This is a genomic window from Corallococcus carmarthensis (assembly GCF_003611695.1).
GTDB lineage: Bacteria > Myxococcota > Myxococcia > Myxococcales > Myxococcaceae > Corallococcus > Corallococcus carmarthensis.
On the sequence record NZ_RAWE01000220.1, the window covers coordinates 1 to 16890 of the forward strand.

Genomic DNA, 16890 nt, shown 5'->3' on the forward strand with positions numbered 1-16890 from the left:
CGCCCGAACCCGCCAAGGTCATGGCGCCGCCGCCTCCCCGCCGCTGGCGCCCCCACTGGAGCCACATGGGGGCACTCGCCCTGGCCCTCGTGGCCCTGGGGACCTGGACGGCGCGCGTGTCGCGTGACACCTCCACGCCCTGGCCGTCACTGGAATCCTCCCGCCCCCTGGAGGCCCGGCTGACGTCCGAGGTCCTGGATGGACACCGCCCCTACGTGCCCCTGCGCGGAGGGGTCGCCGCGGCGGCGCCGCTGCCGCTGCGGGAGCTGGCCCGGATGGAGGACCGGCAGGACTGGCGGGGCATCGCCTCCGCGTACCTGCTGGCGGGCGACGCGCGGCAGGCCCTGAACTACCTGGGCAACGCGGCGGCCTCCCCGGACGTGGACTCCGACCGCGCGGTGGCGCTGGCGCTGGCCCATGCCGGGGCCTCCGAACAGCCGGCGCTCGACGAGGCCCTGGCCGTGCTGGAGGACGTGCTCCGCGAGCAACCCGACCACCCGCAGGCCCTGTGGAACCACGCGCTCGTCCTGCGCAACCTGGACCTGCCCCTGCTGGCGGCGGATGCCTTCGACGCCGTGGCGAAGCTGGGCGAGCCCGGCTGGAGCGCGGAGGCGCGGACCCATGCGGGCCTGCTGCGGGAACAGACGCTGGCCCGGGGCCGCGCCTGGAAGCAGGCCTTCGCGGCGACGCAGGACCTGATGGCGGATTCCAACGCACCGCTGCCGTTGAAGGAGGCCTCGAAGCTTCCGGGCATCGTCCGGCTGGCCTTCTACGACGCTGTCCGCGCGGCGCCCTCGAAAGCCGCGGCGCTGCGGCTGCTCCCGCTGGCGGACACGCTGGACCGGGCCTACGGCGGTGGCATGGTGCTGCGCGCGACCGTCACCCGCGTGGCCGCGCGGGACTTCCAGAAGCGCGGGCCGCTCGCCGGGGACTACGCGCGGTCCGTGCGCGGCAAGACGCCCTTCCCTCCGGCCTTCCTGGAGACGCTGCGGCGCTCCGGCGAGGACGACCTGTACGTGGGCGCGCTCGGGTACGAGCTCGCGGCGGGACGGCCCGTGGACGTGGCGGCGTTCGCTCGCGCCGCGGACGGCCTGGGCGACCCGTGGTTCCACCTCATCGCCGAACGCGAGCGCGCCAACCAGGAGGTGCGCGACGGCCAGTGGTGGAAGGCGGAGGCGCGCGTGCGGGAGGCGCTGCGCACGTGTGAGGCGGAGCGGCTGGACTACCGTTGCGCCGACCTGCACGCGTGGCTCACGGACATGTACCTGGGCGAGCTGCACCGTCCCGCCGAGGCCCACGAGCACGCGCTACGCGGCTGGCTGTTGGCGAAGAAGGAGGGGGAATGGCAGCAGGAGCGGATGTTCCTCCAGGAGCTGGCGCAGGTGGCGCGCTTCCACCACGTCGCCCCCACCGCGAGCGCGTACTTCCGGGAGTCACTGGCGCGCGTGCCCGACGACCGGACGCAGCTCAACTACGTGCACCGCAACCTGGCCACCCTGGCGTGGATGGACTTCCGCGTGGACGAGGCCCGTCAGCACCTGGAGCAGTCGATGGATTCCGGCCTGCCGCTGGGGCTGAATGGCGCGGGCGTGCTGGCGGACCTGGCCCGCTTCGGCCCCATGCCCGGCGCGGCGGACGCGCTGTCCCGCGCCCTCTCCCCCCTGAGACAGGGCCAGCCGCGTCCCGGCGAGCGCGCGCTGCTGGACGCCATCCAGGGCGAGTTCGAGCTGGAGCGCGACCCCGCCGCCGGACGCGCCCTGCTGCGGAGCGCCCTCACGCAAGCGGAGCAGTGGCCTGGCGACGTGTACGCCCACCGCGCACGGGCCCGCGCCTCCGCCGCGCTCATCTCCGACGCCGGACGCACGGGCGCGTTCGTGGAGGCGCTCGCCCTCGCGGGCCGCCAGCTCCAGGTGACCGAGGTGCCAGAGCGCTGCGTGCTCGCGGTGTCGGCGCAGCACGAGCGCACGCTCGCGGTGGCGCGTGGCCCTTCGGGCGCGGTGCACGGGGACTTCACCCAGACGCGCACAGCGCCGCTCGGACAGGACGCCTCCGGACTGGTACCGCCCGCGTTGCAGGAAGCGCTGCGCGGGTGTGATCAGGTGCAGGTGCTGGCCCCACCACCCGTGAATGGCCTGCCCCGGCTGCTGCCGCCGGACCTCGCCTGGAGCTACCGGGTGGGCCACGCGACGGTGCGACAGCCTCCGCCGGTGGACAGCGGCACGCACGTGGTCGTCTCCAACGTGGACACGCCCGCGGCCCTGGGCCTTCCGCACCTGTCTCCAATGTCTCCTCCCCCAGGGGAAGACGCCCGGCGCGTGATGCTGGAGGGCGCCCGAGCCACACCGTCGCGCGTGCTGGAGGCGATGGGCACCGCCACCGAGGTGGAGATCCACACGCATGGCGTGTTCAGTCCGGAGCTGTCGGACGCCTCGCTCCTCATGCTGGCCCCGGAGCAGGATGGCCGGTACGCGCTCACCGCCAGCGAGGTGCGCGCCCACGGGCTCTCCAAGGCACCGCTGGTGTTCCTGGCCGCATGCGGCGCCGCGCGCACCGCGCCCTTCCCGCACGAGTCCTTCAGCCTGCCGGTGGCCTTCCTCGACGCCGGGGCGCGCGCGGTGCTGGCCGCCACGGTGGACATCCCGGACACCGCGGGCCGCTTCTTCAACGACGTGCGCGAGCGCATCCACGCGGGCGCCGTTCCCGCCGTGGCCCTGCGCGACGAGCGGCAAGCCTGGCTCAAGGCCTCCCCCGGCGACCGCTGGGTGCACGACGTGCTCCTGTTCGAGTGACGACCCGTAAGGTCATTTAAATAGAACCGGACCCAGCACGTTTTCTAGATGGAGCCGCACGCAGGCCGGAAGCTCCAAGCCCGCGGCGGCCCCTCAGGAGGACGGACATGAAGAACTGTCGGAAGAGTGCTGGTCAGGTCCCCGGGAAGGACAAGCCCCAGAACGAGCTCCCGGACAAGCCGCCCCGGGATCCCCCCGGCTTGGACGCGTCACCCGTCGAGGCGCCGCGAGACCCGCACGGCGAGCTCCGCAGCGACCTGCCGGACAAGCCTCCGCCGGGGCCCGCCGGCTTTGACCGCTGACGCTCAAGGCATGGCGCGGGCCTATGCTCCCGCGCCATGCCGTCGCATCCGTATGTCGTCAGGGCCGTGCAGTCCCGTGAGGAGCTGGAGCAGGTGCTGGCCCTCCAGCGCCGGAACCTCCCTCCGGCGCTTTCTGCTGACGAGCAGCACGCCCAGGGCTTCGTCACCGTCCAGCACGACCTGCCCACGCTGGAGCGCATGCACGCGCTCGCCCCCAGCGTCATCGCGCTGCAGGGCTCCGACGTCGTGGCGTATGCGCTGGTGATGCCTCGGGAGTGCCGCGCGTGGGTCCCCGTCCTGGACCCGATGTTCGCGCTCCTCGAAGGGCTCGAACACCGGGGCCGGCCGCTGAAGGACCAGCGCTTCTACGTGATGGGGCAGGTGTGCGTGGACAAGGCCCACCGGGGGAAGGGCCTCTTCGACGCGCTCTACCACCAGCACCGCGAACAGCTTCGTTCACGCTTCGACTGCTGCGTCACCGAGGTCTCGGTGAGAAACCCCCGCTCCCTGCGCGCTCACGCCAGGGTCGGGTTCGAGACCGTCCACACCTACCGCGACGCCATGGAGACCTGGGCCGTGGTGCTCTGGGACTGGGGCGCGGCGACGTCGCGCTGAAGCACGCTCTCCACGCGCGCCGCGGGCGTGGGACGGTTCGCCATCCGCTTGTGGTGCAGGCCGGACAGCTTGAGCGCCAGCTCCGGACCGGTGACGCCCTTGGGGATGTACCCATCCGCGCCGGACGCGCGCACCAGCTCGCGCAGCTTCGACTCGTCCATGGACGAGTACAGGATGAACAGCGTGTCCGGGCCCGCGAACTGGCGCACCACGCCCAGGATGCGGTCGCCGCTCAGCGCCGGGATGTTCACGTCCAGGAGCACGATGTCCGGCTGCTCGGTCCGCAGCAGGTTGGCCACGCCCAGCGCCGCGCGCGTGGTGATGACTTCGAAGCCGTAGCGGCTGATGGAGCGCTCCACCAGCTCCAGCACGAGTGGGTCATCATCCACCACAAGCGCCTTCAACTTGCCTTCCGCCATCGCGTCTCCGCCTTTCAAGACCTCGGGGGAAAGGTCTGAAGTGCATTACGTCCAGGTATGCTGTGCAATATACGCCATACCTGTATTCGCGCACAATGCCCCTAGGCCTGAAGACCTGGGAGTCCCGTACTTCAAGTACGAATGTCGGGTCTTGTTGTCGCGCGAAGGTAGGGAAAAAGGGCCTCACGCCGCAGGGGCGGTGATGACCCCAAACTGAGACTCCCGGTGAAGAACGGGCGGACGCGGACGGGTGGAAGGCCGGGCGTCGAAGCGGCCTTCAGCGCGGGCGTGGCAGTTGTCGCAGTGGGCGCAGTCGGCCTCCAACGGCTCGTCGAAGTACGTGCCCAGCACCTTCCAGCGGCACGCGGTGGTGCTCCCGTAGCGCATCATCGTGTCCAGGCGCTCGCGGTCCCCGTCGTGGCGCTCTTCGTAGGCGCCCAGGTACGCATCCAGCTCCTCGGGCTTCTCGAACGCGCGCAGCTGCTTCACGCCTCGCGCGCCCTTCTCCAGCACGCCCGCGGCCACCAGCTGCGCCACCAGCACGCGGGTGCGCTTGTCGCCCAGTCCGCTCGCCTCGGCGAGCCGCTTGAGGGCCACGCTCCGGCCTTGCGCGCACAGCGTGTTCGCGGCCTGGTAGAGGCGCTGGCTCTCGTCGCGGCGCGGGTACTTGCCACCCAGGAAGAAGCCCTGGATGCGCCGGTCCTCCAGCCGGTAGAGCAGCACCGCCTTCGCGGGCATTCCGTCGCGGCCCGCGCGGCCCGCCTCCTGGTAGTAGCTCTCCAGCGAGTCGGGGAAGTGGTAGTGCACCACGAGCCGCAGGTCCGGCTTGTCGATGCCCAGCCCGAAGGCCTTCGTCGCCACCACCACCGGCGTGGTGCCGTCCATGAAGCGGCGCTGGTTCTCCTGGCGCTCGGAGGCCTTGAGCTTGCCGTGGTAGCGCTCCGCTTCGATTCCTTCCGTGCGCAGCCAGCGCCAGAGCTCATCCGCCTTGCGCACCGTGGCCGTGTAGACGATGGCGCTGCCGTCGTTGCCTCGCAGCAGCTCCAGCAGCTTCTGGCGCTTGAGCTCCGGGTTCACCGTGCGGTGGACCTCCAGTGTGAGGTTGTCGCGCTGGATGCCGGTGCACACCACCACCGGGTCTTCCAGTCCCAGCTGCGCGCGGATGTCCTCACGCACGCGCGGTGTGGCGGTGGCGGTGAGCGCGAGCACCCGGGGACGGCCGAGCGCGCGGATGGCATCCCCCAGTGAGAGGTAGGCGGGCCGGAAGTCGTGACCCCACTGCGAGACACAGTGCGCTTCGTCCACCACGAAGAGGCTCACGTTCGCGCGCTTCAGCAGCGCCAGGCGCTCCGGGTTCTCCAGCTGCTCGGGGGTGACGTAGATGAACTCATGCTCGCCCCGGCGGATCTCCTTCTGGAGCGTCCTCAGCTCGCCGGCGCGCAGGGTGGAGTCCAGCTTCGCCGCGTCCAGGTCGAAGCGCTCCGTGAGGTGTTCGCGCTGGTCGTGCATCAGCGCGATGAGGGGGCTCACCACCACCGTGGCGCCGGGCACGAAGAGGGCGGGCAGTTGGAAGGTGAGGCTCTTGCCCGCGCCCGTGGGCAGCACGCCCAGCACGTCGCGCCCCGCCAGCACCGCTTCGATGATGTCCCGCTGCCCGGGCCGGAAGTCCTCCACGCCAAAGCGCTCGCGCGCCTCCTGCTCGAGCTGGGGCCAGAGAGGGGAGCGGTCCTGCGTCGCGGTGGGCATGGGCTGAAGGTAGGGATGGCCCCTGCCCCGCTCCTCTTCGTCACGCGCGGTGTGCCTGGCCGCCTGCCCGGCTGGGAAGGAGTGTCTTCCCTGGGGTTCCCCTCGCGGATGCGCGCAGGAAAGCCGTGCGCAAGAGGGCAACGCTTGGCACTTTTGGGGGATGGCTTCTGGAACTCCTGCCGACACTGACTTCGCCCTGCTGGTGGCGGTCCTGCCGCCGCCGCTCCAGGAGGCGGTGCGGCAGCTCCCCGAGGCGGAGCTGCTGGAAGTGGTGATGGACCTGGGGCGGCCTCCGGAGGCGCGCCTCGTGAGCGGCGTGGCGCGCCTGTCGGAAGTGCCCGTGGAGCAGGAGGCGCTCCAGGCGGTGCTGACCCGCGTGGGGGAAGTGGGCGGAGACAACCGCGCGGGCATCGAGCGAACGCTCCACCGCGTGTCGGCCATCCGCAACCGGCAGGGGCGCGTGGTGGGGCTCACGCTGCGCGTGGGGCGCGCCATCCAGGGCACCATCGACATGCTGCGCGACCTGGTGGAGTCCGGGCGCAACCTGTTGCTGCTCGGGCGGCCCGGCGTGGGCAAGACGACGAAGCTGCGCGAGGTGGCGCGCGTGCTCGCGGATGCGCTGGGCAAGCGCGTGATGGTGGTGGACACGTCCAATGAGATTGGCGGCGACGGGGACATCCCTCATCCGGGCATTGGCGGCGCGCGGCGCATGCAGGTGAGCCGGCCGGACCGCCAGCACGACGTGATGATCGAGGCGGTGGAGAACCACATGCCCGAGGCCATCGTGGTGGATGAGATTGGCACCGCCGCGGAGGCCGCCGCCGCGCGCACCATCGCGGAGCGCGGCGTGCAGCTGGTGGCGACGGCGCACGGCAACACGCTGGAGAACCTGGTGCTGAACCCCACGCTGTCGGACCTGGTGGGCGGCGTGCAGACCGTCACGCTGAGCGACGACGAGGCGCGGCGCAGGGGCACGCAGAAGACCGTCACGGAGCGCAAGGGCTCGCCCACCTTCGACATCGTGGTGGAGATGGTGAGCCGCGACGAGGTGCGCGTGCACCGCGACACGGGCGGCGCGGTGGACCGGCTGCTCACGGGCGCGGACGTGGGCGGTGAGAAGCGCCGGCAGCAGGACGGTGCCGTGCACGTGGAGGCCGCGCCCGAGGTGGTGGAGGCAACGCCTCCGGGTGGCCGTGTGCCCAAGGGGACGCCCGCGCTGGGAGCACCCCGCCCCGGCCCCACGCGCATCGCGGCGCACGCGGTGAGCCGCGAGCTGCTGGAGCGCGTGCTGCGCGACCTGCCGGTGGAGGCGGTGGTGGTGGGCCGCCCGGAGAACGCGGAGCTGGTGCTCACGTTGAGAAGCCGCGCGAACTCACCCCGGCTGCGCCGCGCGGCCGAACGCGTGGGGGCTCGGGTGCTGGCCATCAAGCGCAACAGCTCCACGGAGATCCGCCGCGCGCTGCGCACGGAGTTCCACCTGCTGGAGGGTGTGGACCCGGCGGACGTACACGCCGCGGTCGCGGACGCGGAGGAGGCCATCCAGCGCGTGCTCGCGGAGGGCATCAGACTGCCGCTCACGCCCCGCCCGTCGCGCTTGCGGAAGTTGCAGCACACCCTGGTCGTGAAGAACCACCTGGAGGCCGTGAGCGTGGGCAGCGAACCCGTGCGCCACCTGGTCATCTACCCGCTGGGCACCGTCCTCACGGAGGCGTCCGACACCGCGCCCGAGGACGTGGACGCGCCGGAGCCGGACGACGATCTGGAGGACGACGAAACGTCGGCCGTGGACGACGGGCCGGCGGAGGACGAAGGCGAAGGCCTTGAAGCCTCGTCCCCGGACGAAGGCGCCTCCTAGACTTTCGGACCTGAGCGCGGTCCCGGTGGCTGAGAAATTGAGCCCCCTGCGGAGACGCCCCGTCCGCGGCGCCCAGCGCGAACTGGTCCGACTGTCGGACAGGTTTGGACCGGGCCGCGCCGGAGGTGGACCACACGAACTGGTCCTACTGTCGGACAGGTTTGGACCGGGCCGCGCCGGAGGTGGACCACACGAACTGGTCCGACTGTCGGACCCGTTTGGACCGCCGGGGGTCCGGGGCGCGGCCGGCCCCCGAAGACAGGACTGCCCGGACAGTGCCGCCCCTGGTTGCGCAGCACGCTGCACACGCCAGGTGGGGTCACGGAAGCCCCTTTCCCTGGAGATTCGCGGGGTTGAGGGGGGCATGACGGTTGCTGATGGGCCGGGTACGGTTCCTCGCGATGGCGCGGGAATCCGCACCGTCTTCCGGAGCCCTTCATGCGTCGCATCGCCTGCCTTGCCCTCGCCGCCCTTGCCACCACCGCCTGTGGAGACAACGCGCCCACGAAGGAGGAGATCGATGACGCGAAGGCCCGCGTGGAGCGACTTGCGGCCTCCACGCACCAGGTGCGCGGCGCACTGGAGGTGCTGGGCCTCATGCCCGTGTACACGTGCGGCGAGCCCCGGCGCTCGTTCCTGAACCAGGCCGTGGCGGGGCTGTCCTCCACGGTGGGCTGCGCGACGGCCCGGGTGGAGGCCCTGGACGACGTCACCGACGCTGTCGTCGTGTCCTTCCCTTCCGGTGGCTGTGACGTGCACGGCCTGCGCCTCACGGGGCGCGCGGTGCTGGAGTACCGCGGCGGCGAGGACCTGATGGAGATGAGCGCCGACCTGCGCGAGATGGCCGTGGATGGCCAGACGCTCCAGGCGAAGGTGGGCTACGGCACGTGTGCCGACGAGACGCGCGTGTTCGCCGAAGTCGAAGGCCAGGTGCCGGGCCGCGAAGGCCACAGCTTCTACATCAACAGCCGCGTGGGCAAACGCGAGGGGCTGCCCCTCATTGGCGGCACCACGCTGGTGTTCGACGGTCCGGGCGAGCTGACGGGGCCGAACGGCACGGACCGCGTCACGCTCACGTCGCTCCTGTACGAGGTGGGCAACTACCTGCCCAAGGAAGGCACGGCCCTGGTGGAGACCGCGGACGGGCACCGCCTGAACCTCGCGTTCCAGCCCGTGCTGTGGCGCGTGGGCAAGGTGGAGGTCACCGTGGACGAGAAGGACCCGGTGACCGTGCCCGTCGTGCGCTGACGCGTCAGTCCTGGAACGACCGGGTCAGCCGGGCGATGGCGCCCGGCAGGCCCCGCACGCGCAGCCGGCTGCCCGTCTCGTCGTAGGCCTGGGACACCACGGTGGTGTGCTCGTACACCTCGCCGATGCGGCCCTGCCGCGCGTAGGGAATCACCAGGTCCGCCTCCACCATGGAGGCCTCGAAGAAGGTGATGATCTCCCGGCGCAGGCCGGCCACGTCGTCCGGCCGGTGCGCGGAGAGCTGGAGCGCTTCGGGGTGCTCGGCCTTGAGCGCTTCCTGCGCCGCCGCGTCCAGCCGGTCCACCTTGTTGAAGAGCAGCTTGCTCGGGACGACCTCCGCGCCAATCTCGCGGAGCACCGTGCGGGTGACCTCCAGCTGCGCGGCCCAGGTGGGGTCCGACGCGTCCACCACGTAGAGCAGCAGCGACGCCTCCAGCGCCTCGTCCAGCGTCGAGCGGAAGGACGCCACCAGGTCGTGCGGCAGCTTCTGGATGAAGCCCACCGTGTCGGAGACGAGGATGCGCGGCCGGGTCTCCGGCTGCATCGCGCGCACCGTCGTGTCGAGCGTGGCGAAGAGCTGATCCGCCACCAGCACCGCGCTGCCCGTCAACGCGCGCATCAGCGACGACTTGCCCGCGTTGGTGTAGCCCACCAGCGCCACGCGCAGCTGGTCGCGCCGTGCGTAGCGGCGCTGGTCCTGGTCCTTCTGGATGGACGCCAGTCCCTCGCGCAGCTCCGCCAGCCGGTCGCGGATCTTGCGGCGGTCCAGCTCCACCGCCGAGTCACCCGAGCCACGGCCCTGCTGGCGCTCGCTTCCTCCCGAGGATTCACGCAGGCGCGGGGCCAGGTAGTTGAGCCGGGCGATCTCCACCTGCATGCGCGCCTCGTGGCTCTTGGCGTGCCGGTGGAAGATGTCCACGATGACGCCCGCGCGGTCCAGCACCTGCGCGCTGGTGGCCCGCTCCAGGTTGCGCAGCTGGCTGGGCGACAGCTCGTGGTCCACGACCACCACCGTGGGCTTCGGGCCCGGTTCCATGGCGGTGGCCTCCAGGTCCGTGTCCGTGGAGTCGTCGTCCTCGTCGTGCGGCTCCTCCGCGTCCGCGGCCACGTCCATGTCGCCGGGGGCGCCCGTGGCTTCGGCGCCTGCTTCGGGCTCCGCCTCGGCTTCGGCCTCCCACTTCTCACGCGCCTTGGACGCCTTGCCATGCGCGCCGGACAGGATGACGCCGGAGCCGCCAGTGAGCGCGGCCAGCTCCTTGAGCTTGCCGGAGCCGAGCACCGTGCCGGTGGCCAGCCGCTGCCTGCGCTGGGACACGGTCGCCACCGCGTCGAAGCCCAACGTGTGCACCAGCCGCTTGAGCTCCGCGAGGTCCGCGGCATGCGACTCGTCCGTCACACCGGGGAGCTGGACACCGACGAGGACGGCGCGCGGGCGCTCGGGAAGGGTTTTCGCCATGCACGGCTCGTAACACGTCGGGCCCGGCCGTGCCCTTGCATCGGCTGTTTAATTTTCCGTTTATTCTTGAATAACAAGTTTAAAGGCAACTCAATCCCAGACATTGAGACAACCCCGGAACCTCGGCGCCGCCGGGGATTCCCCCCCTTCCCCTGGAGTGAAATGAAAAATCAATTCCTCACACTCACCGTGCTGACGCTGTTGGGCGCACCGGCCTTCGCGGAGGCGCCTCCGAACCCGGCGGACCTGCGCCGCGTGACGAAGGCGCGCGAGAGCCTGGTCCCCGCCGTGGAGAAGGCCTTCGGGCCCAAGGCCCGGTTCGTCCAGCTCTTCGGCCAGGGCCGGGAGATGCTGGCGGGTGTCGTCGCGGAGATTCCCGCGGAGCCGCTGTTCACGGATGACCTGCCGCTGCTGGCCATCGTCCGGTACGCGGAGGACACCGGCGAGGTGCGCGTGGTGGCCCCAGAGTTCAAGTACCGCGAGGCGCGGCTCGTGGGACAGGACGTGGCGCTGCTGGACGGCGAGGGCACCCTGCGCCTGCGTGACGCCAACGGCCAGGAGCGGCTGCTCGCCCAGCAGGTGGGCGGCGACCTGTTCCCCACGGCGAAGGGGGACGCGCTGGTGGCCACGCTGAAGACGGGCGTCGCGGGCCCGCATGAGACGGCGGTGGGCATCATCGACCTGAAGGGACGCGTGAAGGTGCTGGCGGACGGCCCTGGAGTGGACGCGACGCCGAGCATCTCGCCGGACGGAAGGACGGTGGTGTTCGTGTCCGGCCGGACGAGCGTGGCGTCGTTCTTCGTCACGACGGTGGAGGGCGCGGAGCCCCGGCAGCTCACCAACGTGGGCCTGGAGAACTGGATGCTGTTCGGCGGCCCGCCGAAGGAGTTCGTGCCCCCGCCCGTCTCCAGCCACCACATGGAGTGGGTGAGCGAGGACGTGCTTCGCTACAACGCGGGCGGCGGCGTGTTCTGGAAGCTCAACGTGCGCACCGGCCATGCGGAAGCGGACGTGGGAGGTGCGAAGTGATGCGCGCGACCCTTCAGCGGCTCACGGTGGCCCTGGCCTTCGCGCTGCTTTCGCTTCCGGCGGCCTCCTCCGCGCAGACGATGTTCCGCTTCCCCGCGTCGCAGCTGGCGGACCAGTGCGGCAACGGCGGCTGCACGGTGAGCGCGTACAAGGACTACGGCGGCCGGGACTACGCCTGCGGCGGCGTGCGCTACAGCGGGCACACGGGCACGGACTACGCGCTGGTGGGCGGGTTCTCCAAGATGGACTACGGCGTCTGGGCCATGAACGCCGCCCGGGGCTACGTCGAGGCGTCGGTGGATGGGTACTACGACCGGTGCAACTACTGGGACCAGGCCAATCCCTATGCCGCCTGCGGCCTCTACACGGCGAACTACATCATCATGCGGCACCCGGACAACACGCAGACCTGGTACTGGCACCTGAAGGCATACACGCAGCAGTTCGCGCGGGGGACCACGCTCGCCTGCGGCAACTGGATTGCGCGCGTGGGTTCGTCCGGCGCCTCCACGGGGCCGCACCTGCACTTCGAGTACTACGTGCCGGGCTACGGCACGGATGACCCCTATGCGGGTTCGTGCGGCACGCCCTATACGCGGTGGACCGCGCAGGGTGCGTACCGGGGACTTCCCGGCATCACCTGCCAGTAGCCGCGGGCCCGTGGCGCGTCAGGAGGGAGGGCATGGAAGGCCCTCCCGTCCTGAACCGGGCTTCGCGTTCCTGAAAACCCATGAGCAGGAGCGCGAAGCCGTTAGCGTGGCGGGGAACCCCACGGGTCCCTGCCCCGTGGCGCCGGAAGGGATTGCCCGTGGTGCTTCGTGGTGATGTCGCTGTCCTGCTGGAGAAGGCCCCGTCGAAGCGCCAGGCGCTGGCGGAGGCCGCGTTCGTGTTCTTCGCGGTGCTGGGCCCATCGTCGGTGGCCCGGCTGGGCCGGGGGGCCGCCGTGGCGGTGGAGCTGGCGCTGCTGGCGTGGGGCCTGGCGCTCCTGCGTCCGTGGGAGTCTTCACGGCGCGGGGCGTGGTGGGGCGTGCTGGGCCTGGTGGTGGCGCTGGGCGGCGCGGGCGCGGGCGCGTGGGTGGCGTCGGACGCGGAGGTGAACAAGGGCTTCTCGCTGTCCATGGCGCCGCTGGTCATCCGGGCGCTGGGCATGTGCCTGCTGGTGGCGGTGCTCTTGTGGCGTGACGGCCAGGGGCCCGCGCAGGTGGGCCTGGTGCGCGAGGGCTGGGCGCGGGAGCTGCTGCTGGGCGGGGTGGTGCTGGTGGGCACGTACGTGGTGCACCTGGCGGCGTCGGTGCCGCTGGCGGCGGTCGCGGTGGCGTTGAAGCTGGCGGGCCAGGAGCTGGAGGCGCGCAAGGGGGTGGCGGCGGCGCTGCTGGACACGGGGCTGGGCATCCCGGCCTTCGCGGCCATCATGGTGGTGGTGACGGGCTTCGAGGAGTTCGTCTTCCGAGGCTTCCTGGTGCCCCGCCTGCGGGTGGTGCTGGGAGGCTGGGTGCCGGCGGTGCTGACGGCCGCGGTGCTCTTCTCCGTGGGGCATTTCTACGAGGGCACGCTGGCCGTCTTCCAGACGTTCGTGATGGGCACCTGGTTCGGCTTCGTCCTCTGGTACCGGGGACGGCTGCTGCCGCTCATCGTGGCCCACGCGGCGTTCAACACCATCAGCTTCGCGCTGATGCTGTGGCTGTCACGCTCCGGCCTGCTGGAGAAGCTGCCGCCCCTGTGACTCAAGGTTCCGTGCCGTACTCGAAGCCCTCGTAGTCGAACGCCCGCTCGATGGCCTTCAGGTCCGTTTCGGAGCCGCCGCTGCCGCGGACGACATCACGCCAGCGGAACGACACGCGAGCCTTCATCTCGTCGATGATCCGGGTGGCTTCATCCCTGGACAAGCGGAAGCGCGCGCATTCGCTCAAGAGATTGCGTCGATTGGCGCGGCGATGCTGGGCGCTCCCCACCTCCATCGCCAGGTCGCGTTCCGTACTGGCCTGTGGCGCCGGGGTCAGGTCGTAGGCGGGGGACAGTTTCCAGTGGGCATCGGGCGCGATGAGCGCATGGTTCCGGGGATGGTCGTCGATGTTCGAGATGAGCGCGTTGAACACCATCCGGGAGAACAGCTCCCGCAGGTCCTCGTCCGGGTCGCGCACCCAGCGTTTCAATTCATCCGCCAGCAGCAGGTATGACCAACTGCTGCGCTCCCTCGGGCCCGCGCCCGGGTCTTCATCCGCACGCAGCACCGTCAGGGCGCTGACCATCCGGTGGCGCAGATAGTCCGGACCGGTCCGCTCCCGGTCGAACCGGAGGACCAGGAGCACGTCCTGCCCCGCGACCCGGAGGAGCTTCCCGGAGGCAGCGCGAAGACCACACTCCCGGGCGAGTTCCAGCATGCCGTGCTCGACCACGGCGTTGTTCCACCGGTCGCTCCGCGAAGGGAACTTGGCGATCCACAAGCCGTCATCGTCCTCGACGACGTTCTTGGGACGCGCGCCACCCATGGAGCTGCCGGGTTGCACCAGCGCGTTGACCTGGGGAGACGGCGGCAGTCCCTGCTCGACGCGGTTCGCCTCCTCGAGCAACTGCCGCAACTGGAGCACCTTGTTGAACTGATGAACGGGAGCGGGCGGCGTGGTGCTCTCACCAAAGGACAGTGCGCCCGCGCGGTCCTCCGGCGAGTTGAGCAGGAAGCCGACCTCGGTCAGGTCTCCGCGTCCCAACTGCCGTTCAATGACCCTGCGTCCCCAGGCATCCGGAGAGGCGTCCCGCAGCGGGCCGAAGATGCCGCCCAGCTTCGCCGTCGTGAAGACGCCCTCCCGCAACGGGAGCTCGAATGGATCCAGCGCGACAGCGCGGGGATTGGCCAGGTAGCTCCTGCCGTAGACGAACTGCCCCACACCGTCCTGCTGCACGTAGCGTCCGCAGGTGACAACATCGAGCGAGGCCGGGAGCTGGAGGTACACGTAGCAACCGGACGGATCAGAAGTCGCCATCAAGGCCTCCCTTCGACTTGAGGACCACCCGCGCGGGCTGGTGCGCCGCCTCCAGCGTCTTGCCCTCATCATCCCGATCCGGCGAGGCCAGGGCGTCGAACTCGCGTTCGAGGCCCAAGGCCCAGAGAACGGTGAAGTAGGCGCTGAGCGCCGTGGTGGGGCTGCCCTCCTCGATTCGCCGGAGGGTGCCGAGGGCCAGCCCTGTCTTCTTCGCGAGGTCCACCTGCCGGAGCCCACGCCGGATCCGGGCGCGCTCGATGTTCTGTCCCAGCGTGGTGATGGCCCGGGCCACGGCGAACGGCGTCGTGGACTCGGACAGGTTCTGGCGAGGCATGACCAATAGATTGACTCTTGGTGCCTCTAAAAATCAATCTATTGATTCTGACTACGCCAGCGCTCCGGGCATCAGCTCGGCCGCCAGCTCCCTCACGAGCCTTCGGGCCACGTCCGCGGCAGGCAGCCCCGACAGGCGGGCCACGTCGTCCGGCAGGTGGCTGGTGACCGCGTTCCGCTCCAGCTCACGCCAGGCTTCGCGCCTCGCCGCGTCCACGCGCTCACGGGCCTCCGGGGACAGCTGCTCCATTGCCCACGCGTCGATGGCCCAGGACAGCTCCGCGTGCATCAGCTCGTCCGGGGCGATGGCGCCCAGGGACTCGCGCACCTGCGCGTCCTCCGCGCTCCTTGCCTGCCAGCCCGCGAGCAGCGCGCCGAAGGTCTCCCGCACGCAGCCTTCCACCGCGTTCTCGATGGCGAGCGCCTCCAGCGACCGGGGCTGGAACGGCGCCACCTTCAGCTCCGGCATGGGCGCTCCCTGACGCAGGGCCAGGGACTCCATCGCGCTGGCGTGGCGCACCTCGTCCTTCGCGGCACGCCTCGCGGCCCGCACCAGCCGCTCCGGCGCGCCGTGCCCCGCCAGCTCGTCCGCGAGCCTTTCGAAGGCCGGCACCGACGCGGCCTCCAGGTGCGCCATCCTCGCGAAGAGCGCTCCCAGCGGGGGGACCTCCGCCGCCACCGCGCCATCGCTGCACAGCCCTTCCGGCCTCCGCCCTTCGCAGAGGACGGAAGCCTCGCAGGTCACCATGTCGGCCTCGGCGCCGCCCTCGCCCTTCGCGATGCGGGAGCAGGGCGTGGTGGCCCCGAGCGCCTCGCACAGGTCCTCGCAGGGCGTGTCCTGCGTGGGCACCCCTCCGTCATTCAACGTGGCGGGGAGGGCGAAGGTCCGCGGGCCACTGTTCTTGTCGAAGTCACAGCCCCACGTCGAGGAACAGCCCACCCCCAGGGTGACGACGGGCGCGAGCAACCACAGACGCTTGAACACGGGGCGCAACGCACGGCGGGACATGCGGACTCCTGCTTCCATCACGAACCCGCCGGCCCTCGGGCCCCGGCAGCCTGTCACATCCCGGCCCCGGAAACGAACCTCAGGCCTGGGGCGCCGGTGACTGCGCGGAACGCCGCCGCAGCCAGTTGCGCAGGAAGGCCTTCACCTCCGGGTGCTGCGACTGACGGAAGTGGTCCGGCGGGCCGTACTCCACCACGCGCCCTTCGTGCATCAACGCCAGGTTGTCCGCCATGCCGAAGGCGGACGCCACGTCCGGCGTAATCACCAGCGACGTGGCGCCCAGCTGCTGCTTGCCCGTGGCGATGATCTCATTCACCGCCGCCGTGGTGAGCGGATCCAGACCCGCCGTGGGGTCGTCGTAGAGCAGGATCTTCGGCTGGAGGATGGTCGCGCGCGCGAAGCCCACGCGCTTCTGCATGCCGCCGGACAGCTCGCCCGGGAAGCGCGTGGCCGCGTGCGACAGGCCCACCTTCCCCAGCGTCTCGTTCACCGTCTTGGTGATGTCCGGCTCGGACATCTTCGTGCGCTCGCGCAGCGGGAACGCCACGTTGTCGAAGACGTTGAGCGAGTCGAACAAAGCGTTCGCCTGGAAGAGGATGCCCAGCTTGCGGCGCATCTGGTTGAGCGAGGGCTCGTCCATCTTCGCCACCTCATCACCCTCCACCAACACCACGCCGCTGTCCGGCCGGATCAGCCCCATGATGTGCTTCATCAGCACCGTCTTGCCCGAACCCGACACGCCCATCAGCACGCAGGTCGTGCCCTCCGGCACCACCAGGTCCACGCCCCGGAGCGCGGGCTGCCCGCCAAACGACTTGTGCAGGTCCCGCACCTCGAGGGTCAGCTTCGGCGCCGGCTCACGGCTCGCGTCACTCATCGCCCCAGCACCCTACCGCGTGGGCCCCGCCGCCGCGCTCCGGATTCACGCGGCCCCACCGCCTGCCCGCTCCCTCCGCTTCCGGCGCGCGCGCCGAATCCCCAGGCCCAACAGGGTCAGCGCCAGGAGGCCACCTCCCACGAAGAGCCCTCGGAGGAGGTTCCGTCCCACACCGTACGGCCCCACCCCGGCGGCGGGCCGCACCGGCACCAGCGCCGCGTCCCCCATCAC

The 16890-nt window shown here is 71.0% G+C and carries 16 protein-coding genes; 8 read left to right on the forward strand and 8 right to left on the reverse strand.

The window, feature by feature from the left end; genetic code table 11:
- The 3 genes from D7X32_RS36515 to D7X32_RS36525 all read left to right on the forward strand — a co-directional run.
- Positions 1-2789, forward strand: a 2789-nt coding sequence (locus D7X32_RS36515; protein WP_208752658.1) for a CHAT domain-containing protein, incomplete at its 5' end; no start/stop codon positions are given.
- 107 nt (positions 2790-2896) lie between these two features.
- Positions 2897-3091 carry a hypothetical protein gene (locus D7X32_RS36520; protein ID WP_120607155.1) on the forward strand — a complete coding sequence of 65 codons (195 nt, stop codon included), beginning with the start codon at positions 2897-2899 and terminating at the stop codon, positions 3089-3091.
- 36 nt (positions 3092-3127) lie between these two features.
- A complete protein-coding gene (locus D7X32_RS36525; protein WP_120607156.1) occupies positions 3128-3706 on the forward strand; it encodes a GNAT family N-acetyltransferase in 579 nt (192 codons plus the stop codon).
- Here D7X32_RS36525 and D7X32_RS36530 read toward each other — a convergent pair.
- Complete coding sequence (locus tag D7X32_RS36530; protein WP_120607157.1) at positions 3640-4125, reverse strand: response regulator; 486 nt, start codon at positions 4123-4125, stop codon at positions 3640-3642. The genes D7X32_RS36525 and D7X32_RS36530 overlap by 67 nt on opposite strands.
- Before the next feature lie 183 nt (positions 4126-4308).
- Complete coding sequence (locus tag D7X32_RS36535) at positions 4309-5871, reverse strand: RecQ family ATP-dependent DNA helicase (protein ID WP_120607158.1); 1563 nt, start codon at positions 5869-5871, stop codon at positions 4309-4311.
- Between the two features lie 160 nt (positions 5872-6031).
- Here D7X32_RS36535 and D7X32_RS36540 point away from each other — a divergent pair, with 160 nt between their 5' ends.
- Both D7X32_RS36540 and D7X32_RS36545 read left to right on the forward strand, forming a co-directional pair.
- A complete protein-coding gene (locus tag D7X32_RS36540) occupies positions 6032-7726 on the forward strand; it encodes an AAA ATPase domain-containing protein (protein WP_120607159.1) in 1695 nt (564 codons plus the stop codon).
- Positions 7727-8164: 438 nt separating this feature from the next.
- Entirely contained in the window at positions 8165-8974 is an 810-nt protein-coding gene (locus tag D7X32_RS36545) for a hypothetical protein (protein ID WP_120607160.1), read from the forward strand.
- Positions 8975-8978: 4 nt separating this feature from the next.
- Here the strand turns inward: D7X32_RS36545 and hflX are convergent, their stop codons facing one another.
- Complete coding sequence (gene hflX / locus D7X32_RS36550) at positions 8979-10430, reverse strand: GTPase HflX (RefSeq protein ID WP_120607161.1); 1452 nt, start codon at positions 10428-10430, stop codon at positions 8979-8981.
- A 162-nt stretch (positions 10431-10592) separates the two neighbouring features.
- Here hflX and D7X32_RS36555 point away from each other — a divergent pair, with 162 nt between their 5' ends.
- From D7X32_RS36555 to D7X32_RS36565, 3 genes are all read left to right on the forward strand, one after another.
- Entirely contained in the window at positions 10593-11459 is an 867-nt protein-coding gene (locus tag D7X32_RS36555; RefSeq protein ID WP_120607162.1) for a TolB family protein, read from the forward strand.
- Complete coding sequence (locus tag D7X32_RS36560) at positions 11459-12109, forward strand: M23 family metallopeptidase (RefSeq protein ID WP_120607163.1); 651 nt, start codon at positions 11459-11461, stop codon at positions 12107-12109. Before D7X32_RS36555 ends, D7X32_RS36560 begins: the two co-directional genes overlap by 1 nt.
- A gap of 158 nt (positions 12110-12267) precedes the next feature.
- Positions 12268-13182 carry a CPBP family intramembrane glutamic endopeptidase gene (locus tag D7X32_RS36565; RefSeq protein WP_244239382.1) on the forward strand — a complete coding sequence of 305 codons (915 nt, stop codon included), beginning with the start codon at positions 12268-12270 and terminating at the stop codon, positions 13180-13182.
- 1 nt (position 13183) lies between these two features.
- On the opposite strand, the gene D7X32_RS36570 is transcribed toward D7X32_RS36565, so the two are convergent.
- The 5 genes from D7X32_RS36570 to D7X32_RS46365 form a co-directional block, all read right to left on the reverse strand.
- The gene (locus D7X32_RS36570) at positions 13184-14440 is read right to left on the reverse strand and encodes a type II toxin-antitoxin system HipA family toxin (RefSeq protein ID WP_120607164.1); all 1257 of its coding nucleotides are present in this window, start codon (positions 14438-14440) and stop codon (positions 13184-13186) included.
- The gene (locus tag D7X32_RS36575; RefSeq protein WP_120607168.1) at positions 14427-14774 is read right to left on the reverse strand and encodes a helix-turn-helix domain-containing protein; all 348 of its coding nucleotides are present in this window, start codon (positions 14772-14774) and stop codon (positions 14427-14429) included. The genes D7X32_RS36570 and D7X32_RS36575 overlap by 14 nt, the downstream gene beginning before the upstream one ends.
- A 51-nt stretch (positions 14775-14825) precedes the next feature.
- Positions 14826-15782, reverse strand: coding sequence for a ferritin-like domain-containing protein (locus D7X32_RS36580; protein ID WP_120607165.1), 957 nt, complete (start codon positions 15780-15782; stop codon positions 14826-14828).
- Between the two features lie 79 nt (positions 15783-15861).
- On the reverse strand, positions 15862-16659 hold the full coding sequence (locus D7X32_RS36585) for an ABC transporter ATP-binding protein (protein ID WP_120607166.1): 798 nt from the start codon (positions 16657-16659) through the stop codon (positions 15862-15864).
- Positions 16660-16704: 45 nt separating this feature from the next.
- On the reverse strand, positions 16705-16890 hold a 186-nt coding region (locus D7X32_RS46365), incomplete at its 5' end, for a hypothetical protein (RefSeq protein ID WP_147450406.1).

Bases quoted from the DNA above. Each gene is read 5' to 3' on its own strand.
- D7X32_RS36585 (WP_120607166.1), bottom strand. From the start codon at position 16,659: ATGAGTGACGCGAGCCGTGAGCCGGCGCCGAAGCTGACCCTCGAGGTG.
- D7X32_RS36555 (WP_120607162.1), top strand. From the start codon at position 10,593: ATGAAAAATCAATTCCTCACACTCACCGTGCTGACGCTGTTGGGCGCA.
- hflX (WP_120607161.1), bottom strand. From the start codon at position 10,430: ATGGCGAAAACCCTTCCCGAGCGCCCGCGCGCCGTCCTCGTCGGTGTC.
- D7X32_RS36580 (WP_120607165.1), bottom strand. From the start codon at position 15,782: ATGTCCCGCCGTGCGTTGCGCCCCGTGTTCAAGCGTCTGTGGTTGCTC.
- D7X32_RS36560 (WP_120607163.1), top strand. From the start codon at position 11,459: ATGCGCGCGACCCTTCAGCGGCTCACGGTGGCCCTGGCCTTCGCGCTG.
- D7X32_RS36520 (WP_120607155.1), top strand. From the start codon at position 2,897: ATGAAGAACTGTCGGAAGAGTGCTGGTCAGGTCCCCGGGAAGGACAAG.
- D7X32_RS36535 (WP_120607158.1), bottom strand. From the start codon at position 5,871: ATGCCCACCGCGACGCAGGACCGCTCCCCTCTCTGGCCCCAGCTCGAG.
- D7X32_RS36540 (WP_120607159.1), top strand. From the start codon at position 6,032: ATGGCTTCTGGAACTCCTGCCGACACTGACTTCGCCCTGCTGGTGGCG.
- D7X32_RS36570 (WP_120607164.1), bottom strand. From the start codon at position 14,440: ATGGCGACTTCTGATCCGTCCGGTTGCTACGTGTACCTCCAGCTCCCG.
- D7X32_RS36525 (WP_120607156.1), top strand. From the start codon at position 3,128: ATGCCGTCGCATCCGTATGTCGTCAGGGCCGTGCAGTCCCGTGAGGAG.
- D7X32_RS36530 (WP_120607157.1), bottom strand. From the start codon at position 4,125: ATGGCGGAAGGCAAGTTGAAGGCGCTTGTGGTGGATGATGACCCACTC.
- D7X32_RS36575 (WP_120607168.1), bottom strand. From the start codon at position 14,774: ATGCCTCGCCAGAACCTGTCCGAGTCCACGACGCCGTTCGCCGTGGCC.
- D7X32_RS36545 (WP_120607160.1), top strand. From the start codon at position 8,165: ATGCGTCGCATCGCCTGCCTTGCCCTCGCCGCCCTTGCCACCACCGCC.